The sequence below is a fragment of the Synechococcus sp. BS56D genome, assembly GCF_004332405.1.
Lineage (GTDB): Bacteria > Cyanobacteriota > Cyanobacteriia > PCC-6307 > Cyanobiaceae > Synechococcus_C.
In genome coordinates this window covers 87098-108525 of the sequence record NZ_PHQU01000001.1, presented here as the reverse complement: position 1 = coordinate 108525, position 21428 = coordinate 87098, and the positions used below count along the sequence as shown (strand labels likewise).

Below are 21428 nucleotides of genomic sequence, written 5' to 3'. Positions count from 1 at the left end.
GCATCACTCCATGATCACCGTCGCCCTGGCAAAGGGAGCACTGCTGAAAGATTCGGTGGCTCGTTTTGCTGCAGCCGGTCTCGATTTTCAGGCGGTTCTCGATCCTGATAACCGCCAGTTGATGGTTCCTTCCGCCTGTGGTCGGGCCAGGGCTTTGCTGGTGCGCAACGGTGATGTGCCGGTCTACGTGGCCTATGGACAGGCCCAGCTGGGTGTGGTCGGTTACGACGTGCTGCGCGAGCACCAGATGCCAGTGGCCCAGTTGGTGGATCTCGGTTTCGGTGGCTGTCGGATGTCCGTGGCTGTGAAGGCCAGCAGCGGCTACCAGCGCGCGGCGGATCTTCCCCCCCACTGCCGGGTGGCGAGCAAGTTCACCCAGTGCGCCCGCACCTATTTCGACGCTCTCGATCTGCCTGTCGAACTTGTGCATCTCACCGGTTCGGTCGAGCTCGGACCAATTACCGGAATCGCAGAGGCGATTGTGGATCTCGTCGCCACCGGCCGCACCCTGCGGGACAACGGACTTGTGGCGATCGAGGACCTTTTCTTTTCCACGGCCCGTCTCGTGGGGCATCCCCTTTCACTCCGCCTGGATCGTGGAGATCTGCGCGGAATTGTTGATGCCATGCGCGCCTGCACACCCCAGCCGGCGGCCAGTTGATGGCCACATCGGACTTTCAGCGGGTCAGGCGCCTGGGGCGCTATCTCGGTCGCGACCGGCGACGGTTGCTGCTCACTCTGGTTCTGCTGGTGCCCGTCGCTCTTGCCGGTGCGATCCAGCCGTTGCTGGTCGGCCAGGCGATTGCTGTGCTTCGGCGTGTCGGGGGTGCCTCCAGGGAGTCGGTGCTGCCCCTGCTTCAGGCCATGGAGACCCCGGCGGCGATGCGCTTACTGGTGGGCACGCTGCTGGTGTCGGTGTTGCTGCGCCTTGGTCTGCAGGGGCTGCAGTCCTTCAACATCCAGGCCGTTGGGCAGCGGCTCACGTCCCGGATTCGCGAGGATCTGTTCTCCCATGCCATGCAGCTGTCGCTTCGCTTCCATGACCGGATGCCGGTCGGCAAGTTGCTGACGCGTCTCACCAGCGATGTGGATGCCCTCGCTGAAGTGTTCGGCAGCGGGGCTGTCGGTGTTCTTGGTGATTTGGTCAGCCTGCTGGTGATCGCGATCACGATGTTGCTGGTGGAGTGGCGCCTGGGCTTGCTCCTGCTGGTGGCTCAGGTCCCGGTGACGCTGATGATCCTCTGGCTGCAACGTCGCTATCGAAAGGCGAACTACCGCGTGCGTGAAGAGCTCTCCCAGCTCAACGCCGATTTCCAGGAAAACCTCCAGGGATTGGAGGTGGTGCAGATGTTTCGTCGCGAAGCGGTGAATGCAGCTCGCTTCGAACGCACCGGCCACGCTTACCGGCGGGCTGTCAACGGCACGATCTTTTACGACAGCAGCATCTCCGCCTTTATCGAGTGGGTGGCCCTCGGAGCCGTTGCCGTTGTGCTGGCCCTGGGCGGCTGGATGGTGAGCGGTGGGGCCATGGGCCTTGGAACCCTCACCACATTCATCCTCTATTCCCAGCGATTGTTTGACCCCCTGCGCCAGCTGGCTGAGCGTTTCACCCAGATCCAGGGGGGACTCACCGCTGTCGAGCGGATCGGCGAGTTGCTCGAGGAGCCTCTGGAGATCGTTGACCGCAGCAGCGAGATGAAGCCCAGGCCCGTCGGCCCCTCGCTTGTGGTCGTTCCAGCCAACAGGGGCGAGGTGGTGTTCGAGAACGTGTCGTTTGCCTATCGACCCGATGAGCCGATTCTGCACAACCTGAGCTTCCGCATCGCCCCTGGTGAACATGTGGCCCTGGTGGGTCCAACCGGTTCGGGTAAGAGCACCGTCATCCGTCTCCTCTGCCGTCTTTATGAGCCCCAAGAGGGGCGGATCCTTCTCGACGGAGAGGACATCCGCGATCTGCCTGTGCCTGAGTTGCGTCGTCAGCTGGGGGTCGTGCTTCAGGACACATTCCTGTTCAGCGGCAGCGTGGCGGACAATTTGCGTCTCGATGTTCCGCTCGATGATCGGCGTCTCGGCGAAATCTGCCGGGATCTCGGTCTCGCCCCTTTGCTTGAGCGTCTGCCTGAGGGGCTGGCTTCGGAGCTTCGAGAGCGTGGTGGCAACCTCTCCTCTGGAGAACGTCAGTTGCTCGCTGTGGCGAGGGTGGCGATTCGCAATCCCACGGTGTTGGTGATGGATGAGGCGACAGCCTTCATGGATCCCTCCACGGAAGCAACACTGCAAAGGGATCTCGATCGCCTTCTGGAACGACGCACTGCCGTGGTGATTGCCCATCGCCTGGCAACGGTGGAGGCGGCGGATCGCATTCTTGTGTTGCGACGGGGGCAGTTGATCGAGCAGGGCACCCACCGCGAGTTGCGGGCCCTTGGAGGCCTCTACGCCGAACTGGCTGAATTGCAGGAGCGTGGTCTGGCCAGGCTTTGAAGCCATCCCCTGAGTGCTGAGGCCAGGGCCTCAGGGTGGCTTTGCATCGGCAGATGGCCGCAGTCGGGGAGGTTGACCAAGGCGTGCTGAGGGCTATAGCCAGCCAGATGACGCACATAACCGGGCTCCATCACCCGGTCCTGGCTGCCGCTGATCCAGAGGTTCTCCACCTCAAGTCTGGACACCAGCTCCGGTATGGCCCTGATCGATCCGCGGCAGGTGCTGTTCACCAGCAAGCCGAGCGCTGCCCGCCGCTCTGCCTGGAACGGTCCGAGGGGAATGGGCAAGGCTGGGCGCATCAGGACCACCAGCCGCCCCCCCTGCCTCAGGCGCTGAAACGGCCTCGGTTGGTAGATGCCGCCTCCGGCCGCGATCAGCACTAGGGCCTTAAGGCTGTCAGGTGCCTGCTGCTGAAGATGGTCTGCCGCATGGAGAACCACGCTGGCCCCAAGCGAATGGCCCATCAACACCAGAGGTCGGCCATCTGCCCGTCGTAAGGCCTGCTCGGCGAGCCAGCGGCCATAGGCGGGAAGGGTTGGCGCCAGATCCCTGGGACGCTTGAGGTCTCCGAAACCTGGCAGGTCCGGGCACCACAGGGGGATCGATGCAGGAGCAACGCTGCCCCCCTGATCTGCATTCCCCTCCCCAGCGGCCCAGGCCTTCTGGAAGGGCTCCCAGACCCGGCTGCTCAGCAGCCAGCCATGGATGCCGATGAGAAGGGGAGCGGAGGTCATCAGACGGCGCAACGGCCTCCATGCTGACCGCAGACAGGGGCGGTGCGTCAGGATCATGCATGAATCGCACCGCCTGGGTGATCAGCACCCCTTTGCTCTCTCCTCAGTCGATGGTGGAGGCCTATGGAGAAGGCGCGCGACTCTGCAGCTCGCCCAATCCCCAGGTGAGCCTGGTCTTCAGTTGTTCCAGACCCCTTGATCTGGTGGAACTCGAGCGTTTACTGGAGGCTGTGGGGTGGAGCCGCCGCCCGGTGCGGCGAGTGCGCCGGGCTCTCGAGCACAGCCTGATCACGGTCGGACTCTGGCGGCATGACCCGAGGGTGCCGCGCCTGGTGGGTTTCGCGCGTTGCACAGGAGACGGGGTCTTGGAGGCCACGATCTGGGATGTGGCCATCCATCCGCTTTATCAGGGGGCGGGGCTCGGCCGGCAACTGATGGATTACCTGATCGATCTGCTGAGGGAGATGGGCACTGAGCGGGTCACCCTCTTTGCCGACCCCGGGGTGCTGCCCTTCTACGAACGCCTCGGTTGGGAGCTTGAGCCCAATGGTCATCGCTGCGGTTTTTGGTACGCCAGCTGAAGGAGAGGAGATGGGCTCCCGTCATAGGCCGCGGCCAGGCTCTGGGCTGATTCCCCCTGTCGCCACCGTTGGCGCAGCCGGGCGTTTCTCCAGCTTCGCCCGAGCACTCCATCCCGCTCCCATCGACGTCCATCGGTCTGGATGCAGCAGCTGAGAGGTCGTAACGCCGCTCGCTGGCCGACCCGCTGTACCAGATCAAGATCCTCCATCAGAGGAAGGTCTTCAAAACCTCCGCTCGCGTCATAGAGGTGGCGATGGATTAGCAATCCTTGGTCTCCATAGGGGGTTTGAACCACTCGGCTGCGCAGGTTCACCAAGCGCTCCAGTACTCGGCGAGCGGCTGTCGAGGGCTCGATGGTCAAGGGGAAGTACCAGGCATTGGTGGCGGCATCGGCGGCCCGCATCGCGTCTGCGACCGCCTCTGGCCATTGCCGGGGCAGCCGGCTGTCGGCATGGAGAAACAGAAGCCAGCTGTTGCTGGCCTGCCTCGCTCCGGTCGCCAGTTGGCGCCCCCTGCAGGCCGGAACGCTAGGCAGCACCCTCGCCCCAGCCAGTTCTGCCACCTCCGCGCTGCGATCACCGCTGCCTCCATCCACCACCAGCAGCTCTGGGATGGGCGTGTAGCGCTGTAGATCGGCCAGGAGCAGCGGCAGGCGCGCGGCTTCGTTGAGGCATGGAATCACCACACTCAGCGCAGGCAGGGTGGCCTCCCGGTTGTTCCGCTCCGCCCTCATGCCAATGGTCCTGCCAGCCAAGGCCTCAGGTCCTGGAGGCGATCGAGGTCGTTGTGGCACTGCAGACAATGGGGACGGAGGCCCTGAGCCTCCGCACGCTGCAGCGTGTGGCTGAGCACCTGATCGCTGCCCCAGCTGATCCCAGTGAAGGGCCAGGTGACCGTGGGGCGGAGCAAGCATGACTGGAGTCCCATCAGCCAGTAGCCCCCATCAGCAGCCGGGCCCAGCACGAGCGGATGTTGCCTGAGAGCCGCGATCGCGGCACGTAGATCCTGGCCTGTCAGCTCAGGAAGATCGGTACCGATCAGCAGCACCGGGGCGCCTGGATGGCGTTGGCTGGCCTTGAGGACCTGCCGTCGCATGCGTTCCCCCAATCCTCCTTGGCCCTGCAGGCTGAACTCCCCTGGGCGATGGCCTAGCCAGCGACGGGCGGCACCCGGCCCGCAGCCGGAAAGGGCAATGCGCAGATGCAGGTGTCCGCTGGCTCTCAGCCCCTCCACCACCGCAAGGGTGTGGCGGGTGAGGCCGCGCTGTACCAGGGCTGCCCTTTCGGACCCGAGGCTGACGGCCAGACGCCGCTTGCAGCGTCCGGCAGCCGGCCATCGCGTCATCATCACCAACACTGGCAGGGGGGATTGCCCTGCTGCTGCCTTCATTCCCCCCTGGGCAGTTCCGCCGGACGCACCGAGAGCTCCAGCTTTTTGCCGTCTCGCTCCACGATCAGGGGCATTGCTTGTCCGACGCGGCCGCGATCGACGGCAAGCTGCACCTGAGAGGGATCCTTCACCTGGGTGCCGTTCACGCGGCGGATCAGATCGCAGGGGCGAATGCCACCGCGGGCGGCGGGGCTGCCTTCCACGACCTCGATCACCAGAACGGCATTGACCTCAGGCACTTTGCAGGTCTTGCTGGTGGCGTTGATTTCGCGAGCCAGCTGGGGCGTGAGACTTTGCAGCCTCACGCCGATGAACGGGTGCGAGGCCTGGCCGGTGCTGATGATCTGCTGGGCGATCCGCTTGGCGAGATTGATCGGAATCGCAAAGCTGAGGCCAGCGCCGGGCGCTTGGCGGATCGCGGTGTTGATGCCGATCACCTGACCGGAGGCGTTGATCAGAGGCCCGCCGCTGTTGCCTGGATTCACGGCGGCATCGGTCTGGATGTAAGGCACCCGCTGGCCGGCACCCACGGCGTTCGTCCGCTCCACCGCGCTGATGATCCCAGCTGTGACGGTGTTATTGAGTCCGAGCGGATTGCCGATCGCGATCGCCCATTCGCCTGGCTTCAGGTCGTCGGAATTGCCTAGGGGGGCTACGGGCAGTTTCTCCGCTACCACCTTCACCACGGCTACATCGGTGAGGGGATCACCTCCCAGCACCTTGCCGCTGTAGCTGCGGCCATCGGGAAGTGTCACCGACACCTGGTCCGCTCCCTCCACCACATGGGCGTTGGTGAAGATCAGACCATCGGACCGGGTGATGAAGCCTGACCCCTGACCAGCCTGCTGCTGGATGGATGGTCCAGCCCCGAACAGATTGCCGAGGGGGTTGCTGACCCGCTTCAGGGTGTCGATTCGCACCACGGCCGGGCCCACCCGCTCGACGGCGGAGACGATCACATTGCGACCTGGTTGAAGGGGCGCGGAGCTGGGGCCGTCACTCACGGATGGAGCGGGGCCTTCGGCAGGCTTGGGCTCTAGGCCGAGCCGCTGGCGCCAGGAGGGATTGCAGCTAGCAAGACCGACTCCAAGCATGCTGATGCCAAGCCAGAGGAGAAGGCGCTGCCTGGAGGTGGGCGCGGCGCTGGCCATGGGATTGCGTATGAGTTGGTCAGGGTCTCATTAAAGACGGACTGGCCGGCAGAAGGTGCGTAGATTCGGCACCGATGGGATCGGATACGCGTGGTGCTGACCGGCAGCGAGCTGTGGAACAAGGTGCAGCACGCGCTCCAGAGCAACCTGAGCAAGCCCACCTTCGAAACCTGGATCCGACCAGCCCTCTGCACGGGCTTCGCCAATGGGGAGCTCACCCTGCAGGCCCCGAACAGCTTCGCCAGCAATTGGCTCCGTAAGAACTACGTCGCCACGATCGAGGAGGTTGCGACAGGCCTCCATGGGGCCAAGGTGACCGTGAGGGTTCTGGCCCGCGAGGACGAGCCTGCCGCCACCACGCTGTCAGCTGCCTCGTCTGGCTTCAGCGCCGGGAATGCCCAGTCATCGTCGGGATCGGCACCAGCGACACCCCCGACTGAAGGGGCGACTAGCCGCTCATCGCAACCACGACGTTTGCCGGGGTTGAACATGCGTTACGTGTTCAACAGGTTTGTGGTCGGCCCCAACAGCCGCATGGCCCATGCGGCGGCGCTGGCGGTCGCTGAGTCGCCAGGACGGGAGTTCAATCCGTTGTTCATCTGCGGTGGTGTGGGTTTGGGGAAAACCCACCTGATGCAGGCGATCGGTCACTACCGCCTGGAGATTGATCCTGAAGCGCGGGTCTCCTATGTCTCGACGGAAACCTTTACGAACGATCTGATTCAGGCGATCCGTAAGGACGGCATGCAGGCCTTTCGCGATCGCTATCGAGCTGCTGACTTGATTCTGGTCGATGACATTCAGTTCATCGAAGGGAAGGAATACACCCAGGAGGAGTTTTTCCACACCTTCAATGCGCTCCATGAGGCTGGGCGGCAGATTGTGATCGCCAGTGATCGCCCCCCCAGTCAGATCCCTCGTCTTCAGGAGCGCCTGATCTCCCGATTCTCGATGGGGCTGATCGCTGATATCCAAGCTCCAGACCTGGAGACGCGCATGGCGATTCTTCAGAAGAAGGCGGAGCAGGAGCGGGTTTCACTGCCAAGGGATCTCATCCAATACATCTCAGGCCGTTTCACGTCCAACATCCGTGAGCTGGAGGGGGCCCTGACCCGCGCCGTGGCCTTCGCTTCGATCACGGGTCTACCGATGACGGTGGAGTCGGTTGCGCCGATGCTCGACCCGAGTGGTCAGGGTGTTGAGGTCACACCCCAGCAGGTGATCGACAAGGTGTCGGAAGTGTTTGATGTGTCAGCCGAGGACATGTGCAGCAGCAGCCGACGCCGCGCAGTCAGTCAGGCCCGTCAGGTGGGCATGTTTCTGATGCGTCAGGGCACCGCCCTCAGCCTTCCACGTATTGGTGAGACCTTCGGGGGGAAGGACCACACCACGGTGATGTATGCGATCGAGCAGGTGGAAAAGAAGCTGGCCTCAGACCCCCAGCTCGCCAGCCAGGTGCAGAAGGTCAGGGACCTGCTGCAGATCGATTCCAGGCGCCGCCGCTGAATCGCTCAGACTGGTGAACCGAGGAGGGCATCAATGGCGCCTCGGAACTCGCTGCGCTGCTTCACGCCACGCCACTGCTGCTTGAGCTCCTTGCCATAGAACAGTTGCACCGTGGGGGTGCCATTCACTCCGGCCTGCTCGGCAATCGATTGATCAGCCTCGATGTCGATCTCCACCCCCTGGGCACGGCCCCCCAACTCATCGAGCACACGCTTGAGTTGTGGCTTGAGCACGTGGCAGGGGCCGCAGCTGGGGGAGGTGTACACCACCAGCAGGGGCTTGTCGCTGTCGTGATAGAGCTTGCGCAATGCATAGCTGCCCTTCTGCCAGAGGGCTTTGGGGTCATAGGTGGCTTCTGTGGCCGTTTCGCTGACTTGGGGTGTTGAGGCCTGGGCTGGCTCAACGCTGTCGCGCGACACGAGGGTGGCCAAATTGTTGTGGCTCAGCCAGCGCTCGGCTGCCAAAGCGGCCTGACAGCCGCTACCGGCGGCAGTGATGCCCTGGCGCCATTCCGCATCAGCCACATCGCCAGCGGCATAAACGCCGTCCACCGAGGTCTCAGGCCTGCCTGGTGCGGTTAAGAGGTATCCCTTGTCATCGCAGTTCAGCTGTCCCTGCACCAGCTCGGTGTTGGGGGTGTGGCCGATGGCATAGAAGAGTCCGCGCACGGGGAGCTCCCGCTCTGCGCCGCTTTCCCGATTGCGAAGTCGCAGGGACGTCAGCCAGTCGTCGCCTTCTGCATCGGCCACCTCGGTGTTCCAGTGGACGCTGATCTGGGGGTTGGCCTGCACCCGGTCGGCCATCGCCGCGCTGGCACGTAACTGTCCAGAGCGCACGAGCAGGTGCACGTGGCTGCCGTATTTGGTGAGGTACACCGCTTCTTCGCATGCGGAATCACCACCGCCCACCACAGCGAGCTCTTCGTTGCGGAACTGGGGGGTGGCGCCATCGCAAATGGCACAGGCGCTGATGCCTTTGCTCCAGAAGCGCTCCTCCTGCGGCAGTCCCAGGCGATTGGCGCTAGCGCCAGTGGCCAGAATTAGCGCCTGGGTCTGGATGCTGCGGCCGTCGGCTTCGATGCGAAAGGGACGGCTGCTGAGGTCGATGGCATCGGCATCAGCTTCGAGAAGGCGCGTTCCCCAACGCTCTGCCTGGGCCTTCATGAGATCCATCAGGTCAGGGCCGAGCACCCCATCGGGGAACCCTGGGAAGTTCTCCACGTGGGTGGTGGTCATCAGTTGTCCGCCAGGGATGCCGCCCCGTTGGAAGCCAGTGATGAGAAGTGGGCTGAGGTTGGCTCGGGCGGCGTAGATCGCAGCTGTGTAGCCCGCAGGTCCGGAGCCAACGATGACCAGGTTTTCTGTGGCCAGGTGGTCAGCACCAATCTCTGCAGCCATGGCTTAAGCGGATCGATTATGAGTTGACTCTAAATGAGCCTTCCCCCTGTCGTGATCGGAGGGGCGCGGACTGCATGAACGCCGACCCAAAATCATTGGCGTTTTTTAATAATTTCTTCAGATTTCGAGGGGGTCTTCCCAGCCTTCGTTGAACTGCGGGCGTTTGCTTGGTGCCCTTGAAACGCTCAGCACCGAGTCCTCCAGAAGCTCCGGGTGTTCACCCATGCAGGTAATCCACTCTCTGAATTCCTGCGTCAATGCGTAGCTGTCTTCATAGCGCTCTGCGCTGTCCAGCACAGCGATCCTGGTGGTTGCCCAGCATGTGGCGACGCTGACGCGACGTTGCATGGCTGCTTCCATGATCGGCTCCCAGATGGTTACCAGGCTGCTTGTTGATGGGGACCCATCAGGCCTGAATTCGCAGAACGTCGCATTTTTCTCTGCAGAAATGTGTCGTCAACGCTGCAAAAAGCTGGGCAATTCCGGAGTGCGCATCTGGATCACGGCGCCGGCTCCATCACCGACCGCCTCAAGGGGCAGGCTGGGTCCACGCCAGTTGCCTCCGGTTTCCGTTGCATCGTCCTCAGTCGTGGACAGGCTGCGGATGCGGTACGGCTCCGACCAGGACCAGGTGCGCGCGTAGCTCATCAGTAGAGGATCGGCCGGGGCAAAGACGAAGGAGGGCTCCCTCGGTACCGCTTCCAAGCTTGCGCGATCCCCGCTCATGCGGACCGCCCGTGTAATGCCCTGCAGGAAGCGGCTGCGGGTGACCACGGTGGTGAGGTAAGCCACGACGCGCAACCTGGGGGCGTCGAATCCCTCTGCACACATGTCGATGCTGACGAGCCAGTCGGCATGGCCCTTTTGAAAGGCGCCCAGGCGGCGACTCGCGTCCGGATCCTGGGAGTGCACAAGATCCACCCGATCGCCCTCCTCCTCCAGAAGTCGCGTGATGCTGCGCGCATGGTCGATGTCACGAGCAATCACGAGGCCCGCTGCCTCCCGATGGCGCTCGCGCACTTTCTCGAGTTGTTTTCTGGCTCGCAGCAGCAGCTGCAGGGCAATGCTGCTGGAGTCGGACAGACGGATCGCCCTGCGCAGATTGCGGGCCCTCCAGCTCTCTCGCTGCTCTGCAGACAGTGGCGACACATCACGGTCCGGTAGTCCCTCGCGGCTGTGCTCCACCCATCCATCCTGAAATCGGAACTCCAGTGGCCGAACATCGCCGGCGGCGATCAGTTCCCTTGGCTCTACACAGAGATCCGGACTGATCTGTTCCACAAGCTCCCCCTCACTCTCCACTCGCACCTTTCTTGCGGCGCAAAAGGCGAGGTTGTCGGCCCTGAAGGGGGTTCCTGTCAGACCCAGTCGCAGTCGACTTCCTTCGCTGAGTTCGAGGAAGGTGCGTCCCCAGATCGGCCCCTCTGGTTCCTCCGGATCCACGCCCAGATGATGGGCTTCGTCGGCAATGGCCAACAGGCGTTCAGGACACCAAAGACGGAGAGCTTCCCCCAGTCCCTCCAGTTGGCGGCCCGCTCCCTGGTAGGTCACCAGCCAGCCGTCTGCGTCGCCCAGCCCCTGTCCTGTCCATCGATCCCCCGACTCCAGCTCAGGGGATGGAGACCATTCCGCCAGTGTCAGTCCCAGGCGCTGAGCTGCCAGCTGCCACTGCTTCAGGATTGAAGTGCGATGGCAGAACACAAGAAAGCGATCGAGTCGCTGTTCTGAACGCATGCTGCGGAAGGCCAGCAAGGCGCCCAGGGTTTTGCCTGCTCCGGGGCCAGCATGGACAAGCACATCCCTGCCGCTGGTGTCTGGCTGAGACAGCCTGCGGCGCAATAGCTGAATCAGCTGCTGCTGCCAGACCCTGGGGCGGATCGTCTCGTCCCGGTTGGGCTCGCAGAGTTCAAAGGACGGGGGGACGATCGGCCTGCTCTGAAAGTTAGGTCTTTCTAACCATTCCATTCGTCCTGAGCATCCCTACCTTCCGGCCATCAGCCCTCTTGGGTTTTGCCCGCGCTGCCCATGGCCAATCGTCGCTCCTCCTCGCGCCCCAACAGGAACCCGCAGCTGCGGTTGGAGCAGTGTTGGCTGCACGAGTGCGACATCGATCCATTGATCCTTAGGGCGCGCCTACTCCGCCACCAGGGCCGTCGTGCGATGGCCCTGGCAGTGGAGCAGGAAGTGCAGCCGATGTTCTGAGCCTTCGCTCAGAGCGCTTCGGTGTGATTGGCCAGGAGCAGCTCCACCTCTTTGAGGCCTGCGCTGGCCGCATTCCTGGCCAGATCAAAGTCCCCCTGGGCCTCATCCATGAGCCGGCCCGCCAGACGGTCGAGCAGATCATCTTTCTGTTCTTCGAGCAGCGTCAGCAGTTCGGTTTCAATCAACTGGCGCACAGCGGAGCGGTGCAGGTGTCGATCACTGGCCTCGTCAAAGGTGCCCTGCACGAGCTCCTGAATGAAGAGTCGATGCACCTCGCTGCTGCGCAGAAAGCTCTCGGTGGCATTGATGATGCCGTCCACCAGGGTGCGGTCCGGTTCGGACTCCTGGTCGGCAAGCTTGAACTCCCAGTCGAGATGGCGACGCTGCCAGCCAGCCGCGTGCAGGCTGGGCATCACGGTTTGGGAGAAGGTGTCAACCGACATCTCGTAGATGCGCTCCGCCAGTCGCTCACACCATTCGCGGCCATGCCCCTGAAGAACCGCCTGCATCGCCTGGCGCTCCACCGCATGGCCACCGTGATGGCTGTGGCAGACGCCGTCTGGACATTCGATCGCCGTGAGGCCCATGGGTTTGCGGAATGGGCCCTCTCCTTAGCCAGAGCAATCGATCAGGACGTCGATCTTCAGAAAAGCTCCCGGAATCGTGAACGCGACCCCGTAATCTCGGCTGGGTCGACGGCGTCACGATCTTGCCCAGACTTTTAATACCTGTTGAAACCGCTGACGGGGAAACCCGTGTAGCGGCTTCTCCTGAGACCGTCAGGAAGTTCATTGGCCTGGGCTGCACCGTTTCAGTGGAACGGGGTGCTGGTGCCAGGGCCGGTTTCGTGGATACGGCCTATGCCGATGCCGGAGCTGAGCTCGTAGCGGCAGCTGATGCGTCGTCCTGGAGCCAGGCCGACCTGCTGCTCTGCGTGCAGCCTCCCTCAGCGTCTGCGCTAGCAACCCTCCGCCGCGGTGCGCTGCTGGTCGGCTTGCTCTCTCCTTACAGCAACGCTGAGCTGGCGAGTGCTCTCCAGGGCGCAGGCCTCTCGGCCATGGCCCTGGAGTTGTTGCCCAGGATCAGTCGCGCCCAGTCGGCCGATGCCCTCTCCTCCCAGGCCAACATCGCCGGATACAAATCCGTGCTGCTCGGAGCCGGCGCCCTCGACCGTTATTTCCCGATGCTGATGACCGCAGCGGGCACCGTTCAACCCGCTCGGGTGGTGGTACTCGGTGCCGGTGTTGCCGGATTGCAAGCGGTGGCCACCGCCCGCCGTCTCGGCGCAGTCGTTTATGTCAGCGATATCCGGCCCGCCGTGAAGGAGCAGGTGGAATCGCTCGGTGCCCGGTTCATCGATCCCCCGGAGATGGAGGACAAGCCTGCTGAGTCGGGCGGTTATGCCAAACAGGCCTCGGAGGCGTTCCTGGCCGCCCAGCGCCAACAGTTGTCCGATCAGCTGGCCGAAGCTGATGTGGCGATCTGTACAGCTCAGGTGCCCGGTCGCCGTGCCCCCCGCCTGATCAGTGAAGACATGCTGGATCGGATGCGTCCCGGTGCGGTGGTAGTGGATCTTGCCGTGGCCCAGGGTGGAAACTGCGCTGACACCCAGCCCTCCCAGACCGTTGATCGCAAGGGCGTGAAGCTCATCGGCGCCAACGATCTGCCCTGCACAGTTCCCAATCACGCCAGTGCGCTCTATGCCCGCAATTTGCTGGCACTACTGGAGCCCACCCTCAAGGATGGACAGCTCATCCTCGACACCGAGGACGAACTGATCGCTGGTTGTCTGATCGCCCAGGACGGCAGCATCCGCCGCGGCGACGTTCTCACCCCCGGAGCCAACTGATGGATTCAAGTTTTGTGAATGCCCTCTGGGTTTTGCTGCTCGGCAGCCTCCTGGGCCTGGAACTGATCGGCAAGGTGCCTCCCACCCTGCATACGCCTCTGATGAGCGGCGCTAACGCCATCTCCGGCATCACCGTGCTGGCGGCCCTGACGGCGATCATCAAATCGAACGGGAGCATCCCTCTGCTGGTGCTTGGTTCTGTGTCTTTGGGCTTTGCCCTTTTCAACGTGATCGGGGGCTTCCTGGTGACCGATCGCATGCTCGCCATGTTCAGCCGCAAGCCCGCCCGCAAGGAGAACCGCTGATGGACATTCTTCAGTACGTCATTGACCTGGTCGCCATCCTGTTGCTGGCCCTAGGCATCAAAGGTCTTTCGAAGGTGCGCTCTGCCCGGGGCGCCAATCAACTGGCAGCCGTTGCCATGGCGCTTGCCGTGCTCGGTCTGCTGATTCACTACCTGGGCACCAGTGGCATCAGCGTGGCTGCTTGGAGCTGGATCATCGGAGGCACCGTTGTGGGTGGTGTGCTGGGTGCCATCACGGCCCAGCGGGTCCCGATGACGTCCATGCCCGAAACCGTCGCTCTCTTCAACGGTTGCGGGGGCATGTCGTCGCTGTTGGTGGCACTGGCTGCGGCCTTCTACCCAAGCGAGCTCGATGCCACTGGCATGGTCGCTGTGGTCTCGATCGTGATCTCGGTGTTCGTCGGTGCGATCACCTTCACTGGCTCGATCGTGGCCATGGCCAAGCTGCAGGGTTGGTTGTCGACGCCGGCCTGGATGCAGAGCAAGGCCCGCCATTTCGTCAACATTGCCCTGGCGGTCGCTTGCCTAGTGGCAGCGGTTGACCTGATTGCCAAAGGTGGTGTGAGTGCTCAGGGCCTCTGGCTTTTGGTGATCGCTTCCAGCCTGCTGGGCATCGGCGTGACCCTGCCCATCGGTGGGGCTGACATGCCTGTGGTGATCTCTCTGCTCAACAGCTACTCCGGTGTGGCAGCAGCAGCCGCCGGCTTTGTGGTCGGTAGCCAGTTGCTCATCGTGGCGGGGGCCATGGTCGGTGCAGCCGGCTTGATCCTCACCCAGGTCATGTGCAATGGCATGAACCGCTCCCTGGTGTCCGTGCTCTTCGGAGGGGCCCTGGGAGCATCCGCAGCGGCCTCCGGTGGTGGTGGTGAATACACCAACATCACCAGCTGCAGCGTTGAGGAATGTGCCCTGACCCTCGAGGCTGCCGAACGGGTCGTGATCGTTCCTGGTTACGGCCTTGCCGTTGCTCAGGCTCAGCACACCCTGCGGGAAGTCACCCGCTCTCTGGAAGCAGCTGGCATCCAGGTCGATTACGCCATTCACCCAGTGGCTGGTCGCATGCCTGGTCACATGAATGTGCTCCTCGCCGAGGCCGATGTGCCCTACGAGCAGCTCAAAGAGATGGATGTGATCAACCCCGAGTTCCCTGCCACGGATGTGGTGCTGGTGCTGGGTGCCAATGATGTGGTCAACCCTCAGGCCAAGAATGATCCGAACTCGCCGCTTTACGGCATGCCTGTGCTGGATGTGCAGCAGGCCCGCACGGTGTTTGTGGTGAAGCGGGGCATGAGTGCTGGTTACTCAGGCATCAAGAACGATCTGTTCGAACTGGCTAACACTTCGATGGTGTTTGGTGATGCCAAGAAGGTGCTGGGTGACCTGCTCGGGGAGCTCAAGGAGCTGGGCGTCGGGAAGAAATGACCCAGCTGCTTCAGCAGCTGGGTGTTGCCGCCTATCGGCAACGTCTTCCCTGGTTAGGCGGAGACCTGCAAACCCTGCGGGACACCCTTCGCCCGATGCGGCTGCCTCCTGATCAGGGGCAGCCGCTTCAGATTCCAGTTCCAGCCCTGCACAGTGGAGCCGCCCCTGCCGGGCAATTGCTTGCTGTGCTCGACCAACCCGTTTCCGGTCCTGCTCAGGCGCTGGTGGTGCTTCTCCATGGCCTGGGGGGCTCCAGTCGACGGGAAGGCATGCGTCGTCTTGGCTTATCCCTGCAGTCTTCGGGATTTGCTGTGTTGCGGCTCAACCTGCGCGGGGCTGACCCAGGCCGTCATCTCGCCGCAGGCACCTATGCCGCTTGCTGCAACAGCGATCTTCTTCCCGTCCTCATGCGCGCTCGGGAGCTGGCCTCGGAGCTGGCTCAGGCCTCCGGCCGTCTTCAACCGCTTCCCCTTCTTGGTGCTGGCATGTCCTTGGGTGGCACCATGCTGCTGAATGCGGCGCTGGAGTCGGCCGGCGTTCTCGATGGGTTGTTCTGTGCCAGTAGCCCTCTCGATCTGGCTGCCTGTAGTGCTTCGATTGAGCGCTCCCGCAATCGCATTTATCAGCGTTGGTTGTTGCAACGGCTCGTGCGCCAGACCTTGGCAGATCCCTTCGGTGTCACCGCCACAGAGGAGCAGCTCCTGAGGAAGACCCCACCTCGAAGCATCCGCGCGTTTGATGCAGCCATCACGGCACCGCGTTGGGGCTACGACTCTGTGGAGGAGTACTACCGCCGCGCCTCGCCCCTGGTCCGTTTGCTTGATCCCAAGGCCCGTAGGCGTCTGCCTCCCACCTTGCTGCTTCAGGCGTTGGATGATCCCTGGGTGCCAGCCCGAGCGGCCCAGGAGTTGCAGCGTTCGATTGGGGCTCTGAACCAGTCCGATGCGGCTGAACCCCTGTCGATCCTGCTCACTGCACGGGGAGGCCACAACGGATTCCATGCATCTGGCGACAGCCTGACTGCAGGCTCCTGGTCGGATCGGTTGGCCAACGCCTGGTACCACCAGCTGCTGTGACAGCAATCAGCGCCGTTGAGGGCAGCGATCAGGACGTCTGAGGATCGTTCGAAACAGATTGTGCTTCGGAGGGCTGCTGGAATGGTGTCCGGCGGATGACCCACTCGTTGCACGGTCGCCCACCCACCACATGCTCTTCGAGGATCTGCTGCACCCGCTCCGGTGTCACATTCCCGTACCAGATGCCTTCAGGCCAGATCAGGAGCACGGGGCCTTGTTCACAGACTCGTAGGCAGTCAGCCTTGCTGCGCAGCACGATGCCCTGGGCCCGCTCAGGGTTCTCAAGATCCAGCTGGCGCACTCCCTGCTTGAGAGCCTCCCAGCTGGCGGCACCGATGCTGGGGTCACAGCACTTCGCCTTGGCCGGCGTGGCACAGAGCAGCAGGTGATGGCTGACCTGGATCACGCGGCCATGGCTGCCATGGGGATGCGTCGGGTGCCGCGCTGTACCTGTTCACGCACCACATCTCGAGCCCACTGATCCACGGCCAGCACGTCGTCGAGTTGGGGATGATCCATGCGATCGGACTTGTGACGCTCGCAGGTGGCGTCGATGAGATCGGGAATGTCGAGGAAGTGAATGCGCTCCTGCAGGAACTGGGCGACCGCTTCCTCATTCGCTGCATTGAGCACGGCTGGCATCGTGCCACCGGCGCGGCCAGCTGCGTAGGCCAGCTCCATGCAGGGATATTTGGCGGGGTCAGGGCTCCGGAAGCTGAGCTGCCCCACCTCCGTGAGGTTGAGGCGACGCCATGGTGTTTCAAGCCGTTCCGGCCAGCTCAGGCAGTAGAGGATTGGCAATTTCATATCCGGCCAGCCCAGCTGGGCCAGCACCGAGGAATCGGCCAGCTCGACCATCGAGTGGATGATGCTTTGCGGGTGGATCACGATCTCGATGTGGTCGTAGTCGAGACCGAACAGGTAATGGGCCTCGATCACCTCCAGACCTTTGTTCATGAGGGAGGCGGAATCCACCGTGATCTTGCGGCCCATGCTCCAGTTGGGATGGGAGGTGGCATCAGCCACGGTGGCTTTCTCCAGATCGGCGGCCTCCCAGTCACGGAATGCACCACCGGAGGCGGTGAGCTGAATGCGGCGCAGGCCTGGGGTGGGAACACCGGTGGAGAGGCTGGCATTTTCAGCCCAGGGGGTTCCTTGCAGGCACTGGAAGATCGCGGAGTGTTCCGAGTCGGCTGGCAGCAGGCGGCTGCCACTCTTCTTCAGTTCCGGTAAGACCACCGGCCCAGCGGCGATCAGTGTTTCCTTATTGGCGAGGGCCAGATCCTTTCCGGCGCGCACGGCCGCCAGGGTGGGCAGCAGACCGGCGCAGCCAACGATGCCTGTCACCACAAGATCGGCCGTGTCCCAAGCGGCTGCGACGTTGAGTCCGTTGGCGCCACCCACCAGTTGCGGCAGGGTGTCGGGTTGTCGATCGGTGGGCAGGGCTTTGAGACGGTCCTGGAGTTCGGGCAGCAGGCTGTCGTCTGCCAAGGCCACCACTTCAGGGCTGTGCTGGCTGATCTGCTCCACCAGTAGTGGAAGGTTGCGCCCGGCGCTGAGGGCCACCACCCGGAAGCGCTCTGGGAATTCCTGGGCGATCTCCAGGGTTTGGGTGCCGATCGAGCCCGTGGAGCCCAGCACGCTGATGGCTTTCACGTCGATCCGGCAAGTGTCAACAGTTTCCCATGCCGAACCCTGGCAAACTGCCGCTCAGGCGAGGAGATCTGGCGGCGATGGCGGTGAAGGAGCACTGGAGGTCAGGTCTTGGTTTTGTTCTGGCCGCGGCGGGTAGTGCGGTTGGGCTGGGCAACCTCTGGGGATTCGCCTATCGCGCCTCCCAGGGGGGCGGTGGCGCGTTTCTGCTCCTCTATGTGCTGATTGTGTTGGTGGTGTGTCTGCCGGTACTCGTGGCGGAGATGGTGCTGGGTCGCAGCACAGGCCACAGCCCCCTGATCGCACCAGTGACCGCGGCTGGTCGCCGCTGGCAACCGATGGGCTGGCTGTTTATCGCGGCCGCGAGCGGCATCCTGGCCTTCTACGCCGTTTTGATGGGATGGACCGGTCACACCCTGCTCCATGCCCTACTGGTGGGACTGCCATCAGACCTGGCGGCAGCCGAGAGCTTCTTTGGGGTGATTAGCGGCGGCAACAGTGCCGTGCTGGGACAGTTGTTCAGTCTTGTGCTCACCGCATTGGTGGTGGCTGCAGGAGTGCAAGCCGGTATCGAACGGCTGTCTCGATGGGCGCTGCCTCTGCTGTTTGTGTTGCTGATCGGACTGGCGCTTTGGGCCTCCGGTTTGGAGGGAGCAGCCGAGGGGCGTCACACCTTTCTGCTCAACTTCGATCCCCGGGAGCTGACTGACTTCACCACCATTCGCAATGCCTTCACCCAGGCGTTCTTTTCGATTGGGGCAGGCATCGGCTGCATCCTTGCCTATGCGGCCTATCTCGACCGCCGCAATCATCTGCCGAGGGAAGCGATTGCCGTGGTGGGGATGGACACCGCCGTCGGATTGCTCGCCGGACTTGTCACCTTCCCGGTGGTGATGAGTTTTGGTCTGAAGGATGTGGTGAGTGGCTCCACCGTGGGCACCCTGTTTATCGCTCTGCCTACCGGCCTCGCTTCTCTGGGGCTCACGGGACGGGTGGTGGCGGTGCTGTTTTTCTTCCTTGCCTACATCGCCGCGATCACCTCATCGGTGTCGCTCCTGGAAGTGCCGGTGGCTTCACTGATGGATCGGCTCGGTTGGAGTCGGCGGCGGGCGGTGTGGATCAGTGCGGCGTTGATTTTTGTGGCCGGTCTCCCTGCGGCCACGTCGATCCCGGTGTTGGAGGTGATGGATTCGATCTTCGGGGGGGTGATGCTGATCCTTGGTGGGCTGTTGATCGCAGTGCTGATTGGTTGGGTGGTTCCTGCCCGTTTCGACGACGATCTCAAGGGCAGTGCTACTCCGGCTGGCTTACGCCGTTGGTTGCTGTTTGTGCTGCGTTGGATTTCCCCGCCCGTGATCGCCGTGGGCCTGGTGATCAGCCTGGTGGATCTGCTCAGGGGGTGGGGCTGGTTGGCGAGTTGATGATCAAATCAACTGATGCAGGCGGCGAGACGCTAATTGCACCTCCCGAAGGAAGCAGAGCGACGCCAGCATCAGCAGGGCCATTGCCGAGATGAATAGGGGTGCCACGACCACCGTGAGATTCAGTCTGGAGATCACGCTGAAGAACATCACAGCCACCACGGCGGCAATGAGCAGGGTGGAACCTGTCAGCAGTTCAATCGCCCGGATCGTCAGTTGCATGCGCCGGCGATAGCAACGCCGCTCCTGCTCATCGATTGGGTTCCCAGCCAGAACACCCTCCTTGGCGCGCTTGACGGCATCCACAATCCGTGCCAATCGGGTGGAGATCACGTTCAGTAGAGCGCCGATGCCGGCAAGAAGGAACACCGGAGCCACCGAAAGCTGAATCGCCTTGGAAAGCGTTTCCGGTTGCATCACCATCAGATCCTCTAGACCTGCACCATCTTCACTATGGCCACCATGCTCTGGCTCAAACGCTGGAATTTCATTGAGCGCGCCAAGTTGGAGCGTGAGCTTTGGGAGGCTTTTGAGGCTCGCGAGAACCTTGAGGCCAAGATTGAGGAACTGCAGGCCTGGATCGGTGCTGCGGAACCGTCGGAGCCCACCCTAGCGGATCAGCGCTTCCGTCTGGAGGTCTGGACCACCACGTTGGCGCGGATCCGCAAGATCGAAGCGATGATGGCTGGGAAACGGCGCTGAGTCTCCTCAGCAGCGTCGCCATTCAGTAACGCCACCCGGCTTATCGATGAGCTCGATCCCTTGGCCCGTCAGTTCGGCGCGGATCCGATCGGCTTCGGCGAAATCCTTGGCCTGTTTCGCTGCCTGACGAGCGGCAATCGCCGCTTCGATGGCGCTGGGGTCGCAGGATTCGGCACCTTCAGGCTCCAGCCCCGATGCTTCCGAGCGCAATCCGAGCACCCCGGCAAGCTCCCGTAACAACAACCAGCGCTGCTCCAAAAGGGGCTGCTCGTCATCGGTTTGCTCAGGAATGTCACCGCGATCAAGGCGATTGGCAAGCCCGCGCAGGGGTCTGGCAAGGTCGAACAGCACTGCCAGAGCGCCTGAACTGTTGAGGTCATCGTCCATGGCGTCGATGAAGCGTTGGCGTGCGCCCAGCAACGGCTCATCTAAGAACGTCATCTGACCGGGGATCTGCTCGATCGTGATCGCTCCCTCCGGCAGGGGCGCGGGCTCCCGCCATCCCAAGCTGGAAGCATGGTGTTCGCCCAGCCCGAGGGCAGCGTTGAGACCCTTCCAACCTGTGGTGGCCGCCTCCAGTGCTTCCGCTGTGAAGTCGAGCGGTTTGCGGTAGTGGGCCTGCAAGACGAACAGACGCAGGGTCATGGCGGAGATTCCGCTCTCCAGTAGGGCCCTGATGGTCGTGAAGTTACCCAGCGACTTGCTCATCTTTTCGCCCCCCACGTTCACCATGCCGTTGTGCAGCCACACCTGGGCTAGCTCCTTGCCGGTGGCAGCCTCCGATTGCGCGATCTCGTTCTCGTGGTGGGGGAAGACCAGGTCGGCGCCACCCAGGTGAATGTCGATCGTCTCCCCCAATTCCTCCCGCACCATCGCTGAACACTCGATGTGCCAGCCCGGTCGCCCCTCGCCCCAGGGTGAGGGGAAGCTGGGTTCGTCGGTTTTGGCGCCCTTCCAGAGGGCGAAATCGAAGGGGTGTTGCTTACGGGCTTCTTCGGCATCGGCGACGCGGCCGTCGGCATTGGTCTGTTGTTCACTGAGATCGCGGCCGCTGAGCTTGCCGTATCCGGCGTGTTTCATCACAGCGAAATACACATCACCATCAGCGGAATAAGCGGCTCCTTTGGCCTCAAGCTCACTGATTAAGGCGCGGATGCCATCGAGGCAGCGGGTGGCCCGGGGCATGCGGTCGGGCCGCAGAATCCCGAGGGCATCCATATCGGTATGGAAAGCCGCGATGTTGCGCTCGCTCACCGCATCCATCGAGCTGTTTTCTTCGGCTGCGCGTTTGAGAATCTTGTCGTCGATGTCGGTGAAGTTCTGCACGAAGGTCACCGCATACCCACGCCAGATCAGATAGCGACGCAGGACGTCCCAGTTGATGTAGCTGCGGGCATGGCCCAAATGGCAGAGGTCGTAGACCGTCACACCGCAGCAGTAAATGCTCACCTGGTCCTCCCTCAGCGGCTGGAAGGTTTCCGTGCGGCGGGTGAGGGTGTTGGTGAACCGCAGGGGCACAGGGCAAGCGCAGTGGGCTGGGGGGAGGCTACGGCGTGGGC

23 protein-coding genes are annotated in these 21428 nt (G+C 63.0%); 11 read left to right on the top strand and 12 right to left on the bottom strand.

Annotated features, from left to right (window positions below):
• Positions 1-10 precede the first annotated feature (10 nt).
• Both hisG and CWE17_RS00535 read left to right on the top strand, forming a co-directional pair.
• Positions 11-661, top strand: a complete 651-nt coding sequence (gene hisG / locus CWE17_RS00540) for an ATP phosphoribosyltransferase (protein ID WP_131454423.1) — start codon at positions 11-13, stop codon at positions 659-661.
• Positions 661-2481, top strand: a complete 1821-nt coding sequence (locus CWE17_RS00535; protein WP_131454422.1) for an ABC transporter ATP-binding protein — start codon at positions 661-663, stop codon at positions 2479-2481. The genes hisG and CWE17_RS00535 overlap by 1 nt, the downstream gene beginning before the upstream one ends.
• Here the strand turns inward: CWE17_RS00535 and CWE17_RS00530 are convergent.
• Complete coding sequence (locus tag CWE17_RS00530) at positions 2433-3215, bottom strand: alpha/beta fold hydrolase (protein ID WP_131454421.1); 783 nt, start codon at positions 3213-3215, stop codon at positions 2433-2435. The genes CWE17_RS00535 and CWE17_RS00530 overlap by 49 nt on opposite strands.
• A 59-nt stretch (positions 3216-3274) precedes the next feature.
• Here CWE17_RS00530 and CWE17_RS00525 point away from each other — a divergent pair, with 59 nt between their 5' ends.
• Positions 3275-3796 (top strand): GNAT family N-acetyltransferase, encoded by a 522-nt coding sequence (locus CWE17_RS00525; protein WP_236629657.1) that lies wholly within the window; start codon positions 3275-3277, stop codon positions 3794-3796.
• On the opposite strand, the gene CWE17_RS00520 is transcribed toward CWE17_RS00525, so the two are convergent.
• The 3 genes from CWE17_RS00520 to CWE17_RS00510 are packed head-to-tail and all read right to left on the bottom strand — an operon-like array spanning position 3766 to position 6337.
• Positions 3766-4551: a TIGR04283 family arsenosugar biosynthesis glycosyltransferase gene (locus CWE17_RS00520; protein ID WP_370318256.1), complete on the bottom strand. Its 786-nt coding sequence runs from the start codon at positions 4549-4551 to the stop codon at positions 3766-3768. The two genes, CWE17_RS00525 and CWE17_RS00520, sit on opposite strands and share 31 nt — an antisense overlap.
• Positions 4527-5186, bottom strand: a complete 660-nt coding sequence (locus CWE17_RS00515; RefSeq protein WP_131454420.1) for a TIGR04282 family arsenosugar biosynthesis glycosyltransferase — start codon at positions 5184-5186, stop codon at positions 4527-4529. Before CWE17_RS00515 ends, CWE17_RS00520 begins: the two co-directional genes overlap by 25 nt.
• A complete protein-coding gene (locus CWE17_RS00510) occupies positions 5183-6337 on the bottom strand; it encodes a trypsin-like peptidase domain-containing protein (protein ID WP_131454419.1) in 1155 nt (384 codons plus the stop codon). The genes CWE17_RS00515 and CWE17_RS00510 overlap by 4 nt, the downstream gene beginning before the upstream one ends.
• Before the next feature lie 90 nt (positions 6338-6427).
• Between CWE17_RS00510 and dnaA the strand changes: the two genes are divergently transcribed.
• Positions 6428-7843, top strand: a complete 1416-nt coding sequence (gene dnaA / locus CWE17_RS00505) for a chromosomal replication initiator protein DnaA (protein WP_131454418.1) — start codon at positions 6428-6430, stop codon at positions 7841-7843.
• Between the two features lie 5 nt (positions 7844-7848).
• Here dnaA and trxB read toward each other — a convergent pair whose 3' ends face one another.
• The 3 genes from trxB to CWE17_RS00490 all read right to left on the bottom strand — a co-directional run bounded on the left by trxB (position 7849) and on the right by CWE17_RS00490 (position 11205).
• Positions 7849-9240: a thioredoxin-disulfide reductase gene (gene trxB / locus CWE17_RS00500; protein WP_131454417.1), complete on the bottom strand. Its 1392-nt coding sequence runs from the start codon at positions 9238-9240 to the stop codon at positions 7849-7851.
• A gap of 117 nt (positions 9241-9357) precedes the next feature.
• Positions 9358-9600, bottom strand: a complete 243-nt coding sequence (locus CWE17_RS00495) for a hypothetical protein (RefSeq protein WP_131454416.1) — start codon at positions 9598-9600, stop codon at positions 9358-9360.
• 96 nt (positions 9601-9696) lie between these two features.
• Complete coding sequence (locus CWE17_RS00490; RefSeq protein ID WP_131454415.1) at positions 9697-11205, bottom strand: DEAD/DEAH box helicase; 1509 nt, start codon at positions 11203-11205, stop codon at positions 9697-9699.
• A gap of 45 nt (positions 11206-11250) precedes the next feature.
• Between CWE17_RS00490 and CWE17_RS12105 the strand changes: the two genes are divergently transcribed.
• Complete coding sequence (locus tag CWE17_RS12105; protein WP_131454414.1) at positions 11251-11442, top strand: hypothetical protein; 192 nt, start codon at positions 11251-11253, stop codon at positions 11440-11442.
• Between the two features lie 8 nt (positions 11443-11450).
• Here the strand turns inward: CWE17_RS12105 and CWE17_RS00480 are convergent, their stop codons facing one another.
• The gene (locus tag CWE17_RS00480) at positions 11451-12029 is read right to left on the bottom strand and encodes an EF-1 guanine nucleotide exchange domain-containing protein (RefSeq protein ID WP_131454413.1); all 579 of its coding nucleotides are present in this window, start codon (positions 12027-12029) and stop codon (positions 11451-11453) included.
• 122 nt (positions 12030-12151) lie between these two features.
• Between CWE17_RS00480 and CWE17_RS00475 the strand changes: the two genes are divergently transcribed.
• From CWE17_RS00475 to CWE17_RS00460, 4 genes are read left to right on the top strand one after another with little or no spacing between them, the layout of a single operon-like run.
• Positions 12152-13291, top strand: coding sequence for a Re/Si-specific NAD(P)(+) transhydrogenase subunit alpha (locus tag CWE17_RS00475; RefSeq protein ID WP_131454412.1), 1140 nt, complete (start codon positions 12152-12154; stop codon positions 13289-13291).
• On the top strand, positions 13291-13596 hold the full coding sequence (locus CWE17_RS00470; RefSeq protein ID WP_131454411.1) for an NAD(P) transhydrogenase subunit alpha: 306 nt from the start codon (positions 13291-13293) through the stop codon (positions 13594-13596). Before CWE17_RS00475 ends, CWE17_RS00470 begins: the two co-directional genes overlap by 1 nt.
• A complete protein-coding gene (locus CWE17_RS00465; protein ID WP_131454410.1) occupies positions 13596-15017 on the top strand; it encodes an NAD(P)(+) transhydrogenase (Re/Si-specific) subunit beta in 1422 nt (473 codons plus the stop codon). The genes CWE17_RS00470 and CWE17_RS00465 overlap by 1 nt, the downstream gene beginning before the upstream one ends.
• A complete protein-coding gene (locus CWE17_RS00460; protein ID WP_131454409.1) occupies positions 15014-16093 on the top strand; it encodes a YheT family hydrolase in 1080 nt (359 codons plus the stop codon). Before CWE17_RS00465 ends, CWE17_RS00460 begins: the two co-directional genes overlap by 4 nt.
• Positions 16094-16121: 28 nt before the next feature.
• On the opposite strand, the gene CWE17_RS00455 is transcribed toward CWE17_RS00460, so the two are convergent.
• Complete coding sequence (locus CWE17_RS00455; RefSeq protein ID WP_131454408.1) at positions 16122-16499, bottom strand: ferredoxin; 378 nt, start codon at positions 16497-16499, stop codon at positions 16122-16124.
• Positions 16496-17749, bottom strand: coding sequence for a 1-deoxy-D-xylulose-5-phosphate reductoisomerase (locus CWE17_RS00450; RefSeq protein WP_131454407.1), 1254 nt, complete (start codon positions 17747-17749; stop codon positions 16496-16498). The genes CWE17_RS00455 and CWE17_RS00450 overlap by 4 nt, the downstream gene beginning before the upstream one ends.
• A gap of 77 nt (positions 17750-17826) precedes the next feature.
• Here CWE17_RS00450 and CWE17_RS00445 point away from each other — a divergent pair, with 77 nt between their 5' ends.
• Positions 17827-19167 carry a sodium-dependent transporter gene (locus tag CWE17_RS00445; RefSeq protein ID WP_131454786.1) on the top strand — a complete coding sequence of 447 codons (1341 nt, stop codon included), beginning with the start codon at positions 17827-17829 and terminating at the stop codon, positions 19165-19167.
• A gap of 3 nt (positions 19168-19170) precedes the next feature.
• Here the strand turns inward: CWE17_RS00445 and CWE17_RS00440 are convergent, their stop codons facing one another.
• A complete protein-coding gene (locus CWE17_RS00440; protein ID WP_131454785.1) occupies positions 19171-19584 on the bottom strand; it encodes a DUF2721 domain-containing protein in 414 nt (137 codons plus the stop codon).
• Between the two features lie 45 nt (positions 19585-19629).
• Here CWE17_RS00440 and CWE17_RS00435 point away from each other — a divergent pair, with 45 nt between their 5' ends.
• Complete coding sequence (locus tag CWE17_RS00435) at positions 19630-19869, top strand: hypothetical protein (RefSeq protein ID WP_131454784.1); 240 nt, start codon at positions 19630-19632, stop codon at positions 19867-19869.
• Between the two features lie 6 nt (positions 19870-19875).
• Here CWE17_RS00435 and cysS read toward each other — a convergent pair whose 3' ends face one another.
• Positions 19876-21387 (bottom strand): cysteine--tRNA ligase, encoded by a 1512-nt coding sequence (gene cysS / locus CWE17_RS00430; protein ID WP_131454406.1) that lies wholly within the window; start codon positions 21385-21387, stop codon positions 19876-19878.
• Positions 21388-21428: the final 41 nt, after the last annotated feature.

Bases quoted from the DNA above. Each gene is read 5' to 3' on its own strand.
- hisG (WP_131454423.1), top strand. From the start codon at position 11: ATGATCACCGTCGCCCTGGCAAAGGGAGCACTGCTGAAAGATTCGGTG.
- CWE17_RS00535 (WP_131454422.1), top strand. From the start codon at position 661: ATGGCCACATCGGACTTTCAGCGGGTCAGGCGCCTGGGGCGCTATCTC.
- CWE17_RS00530 (WP_131454421.1), bottom strand. From the start codon at position 3,215: ATGACCTCCGCTCCCCTTCTCATCGGCATCCATGGCTGGCTGCTGAGC.
- CWE17_RS00525 (WP_236629657.1), top strand. From the start codon at position 3,275: ATGAATCGCACCGCCTGGGTGATCAGCACCCCTTTGCTCTCTCCTCAG.
- CWE17_RS00515 (WP_131454420.1), bottom strand. From the start codon at position 5,186: ATGAAGGCAGCAGCAGGGCAATCCCCCCTGCCAGTGTTGGTGATGATG.
- CWE17_RS00510 (WP_131454419.1), bottom strand. From the start codon at position 6,337: ATGGCCAGCGCCGCGCCCACCTCCAGGCAGCGCCTTCTCCTCTGGCTT.
- trxB (WP_131454417.1), bottom strand. From the start codon at position 9,240: ATGGCTGCAGAGATTGGTGCTGACCACCTGGCCACAGAAAACCTGGTC.
- CWE17_RS00495 (WP_131454416.1), bottom strand. From the start codon at position 9,600: ATGGAAGCAGCCATGCAACGTCGCGTCAGCGTCGCCACATGCTGGGCA.
- CWE17_RS00490 (WP_131454415.1), bottom strand. From the start codon at position 11,205: ATGGAATGGTTAGAAAGACCTAACTTTCAGAGCAGGCCGATCGTCCCC.
- CWE17_RS00480 (WP_131454413.1), bottom strand. From the start codon at position 12,029: ATGGGCCTCACGGCGATCGAATGTCCAGACGGCGTCTGCCACAGCCAT.
- CWE17_RS00470 (WP_131454411.1), top strand. From the start codon at position 13,291: ATGGATTCAAGTTTTGTGAATGCCCTCTGGGTTTTGCTGCTCGGCAGC.
- CWE17_RS00465 (WP_131454410.1), top strand. From the start codon at position 13,596: ATGGACATTCTTCAGTACGTCATTGACCTGGTCGCCATCCTGTTGCTG.
- CWE17_RS00460 (WP_131454409.1), top strand. From the start codon at position 15,014: ATGACCCAGCTGCTTCAGCAGCTGGGTGTTGCCGCCTATCGGCAACGT.
- CWE17_RS00445 (WP_131454786.1), top strand. From the start codon at position 17,827: ATGGCGGTGAAGGAGCACTGGAGGTCAGGTCTTGGTTTTGTTCTGGCC.
- CWE17_RS00440 (WP_131454785.1), bottom strand. From the start codon at position 19,584: ATGCAACCGGAAACGCTTTCCAAGGCGATTCAGCTTTCGGTGGCTCCG.
- CWE17_RS00435 (WP_131454784.1), top strand. From the start codon at position 19,630: ATGCTCTGGCTCAAACGCTGGAATTTCATTGAGCGCGCCAAGTTGGAG.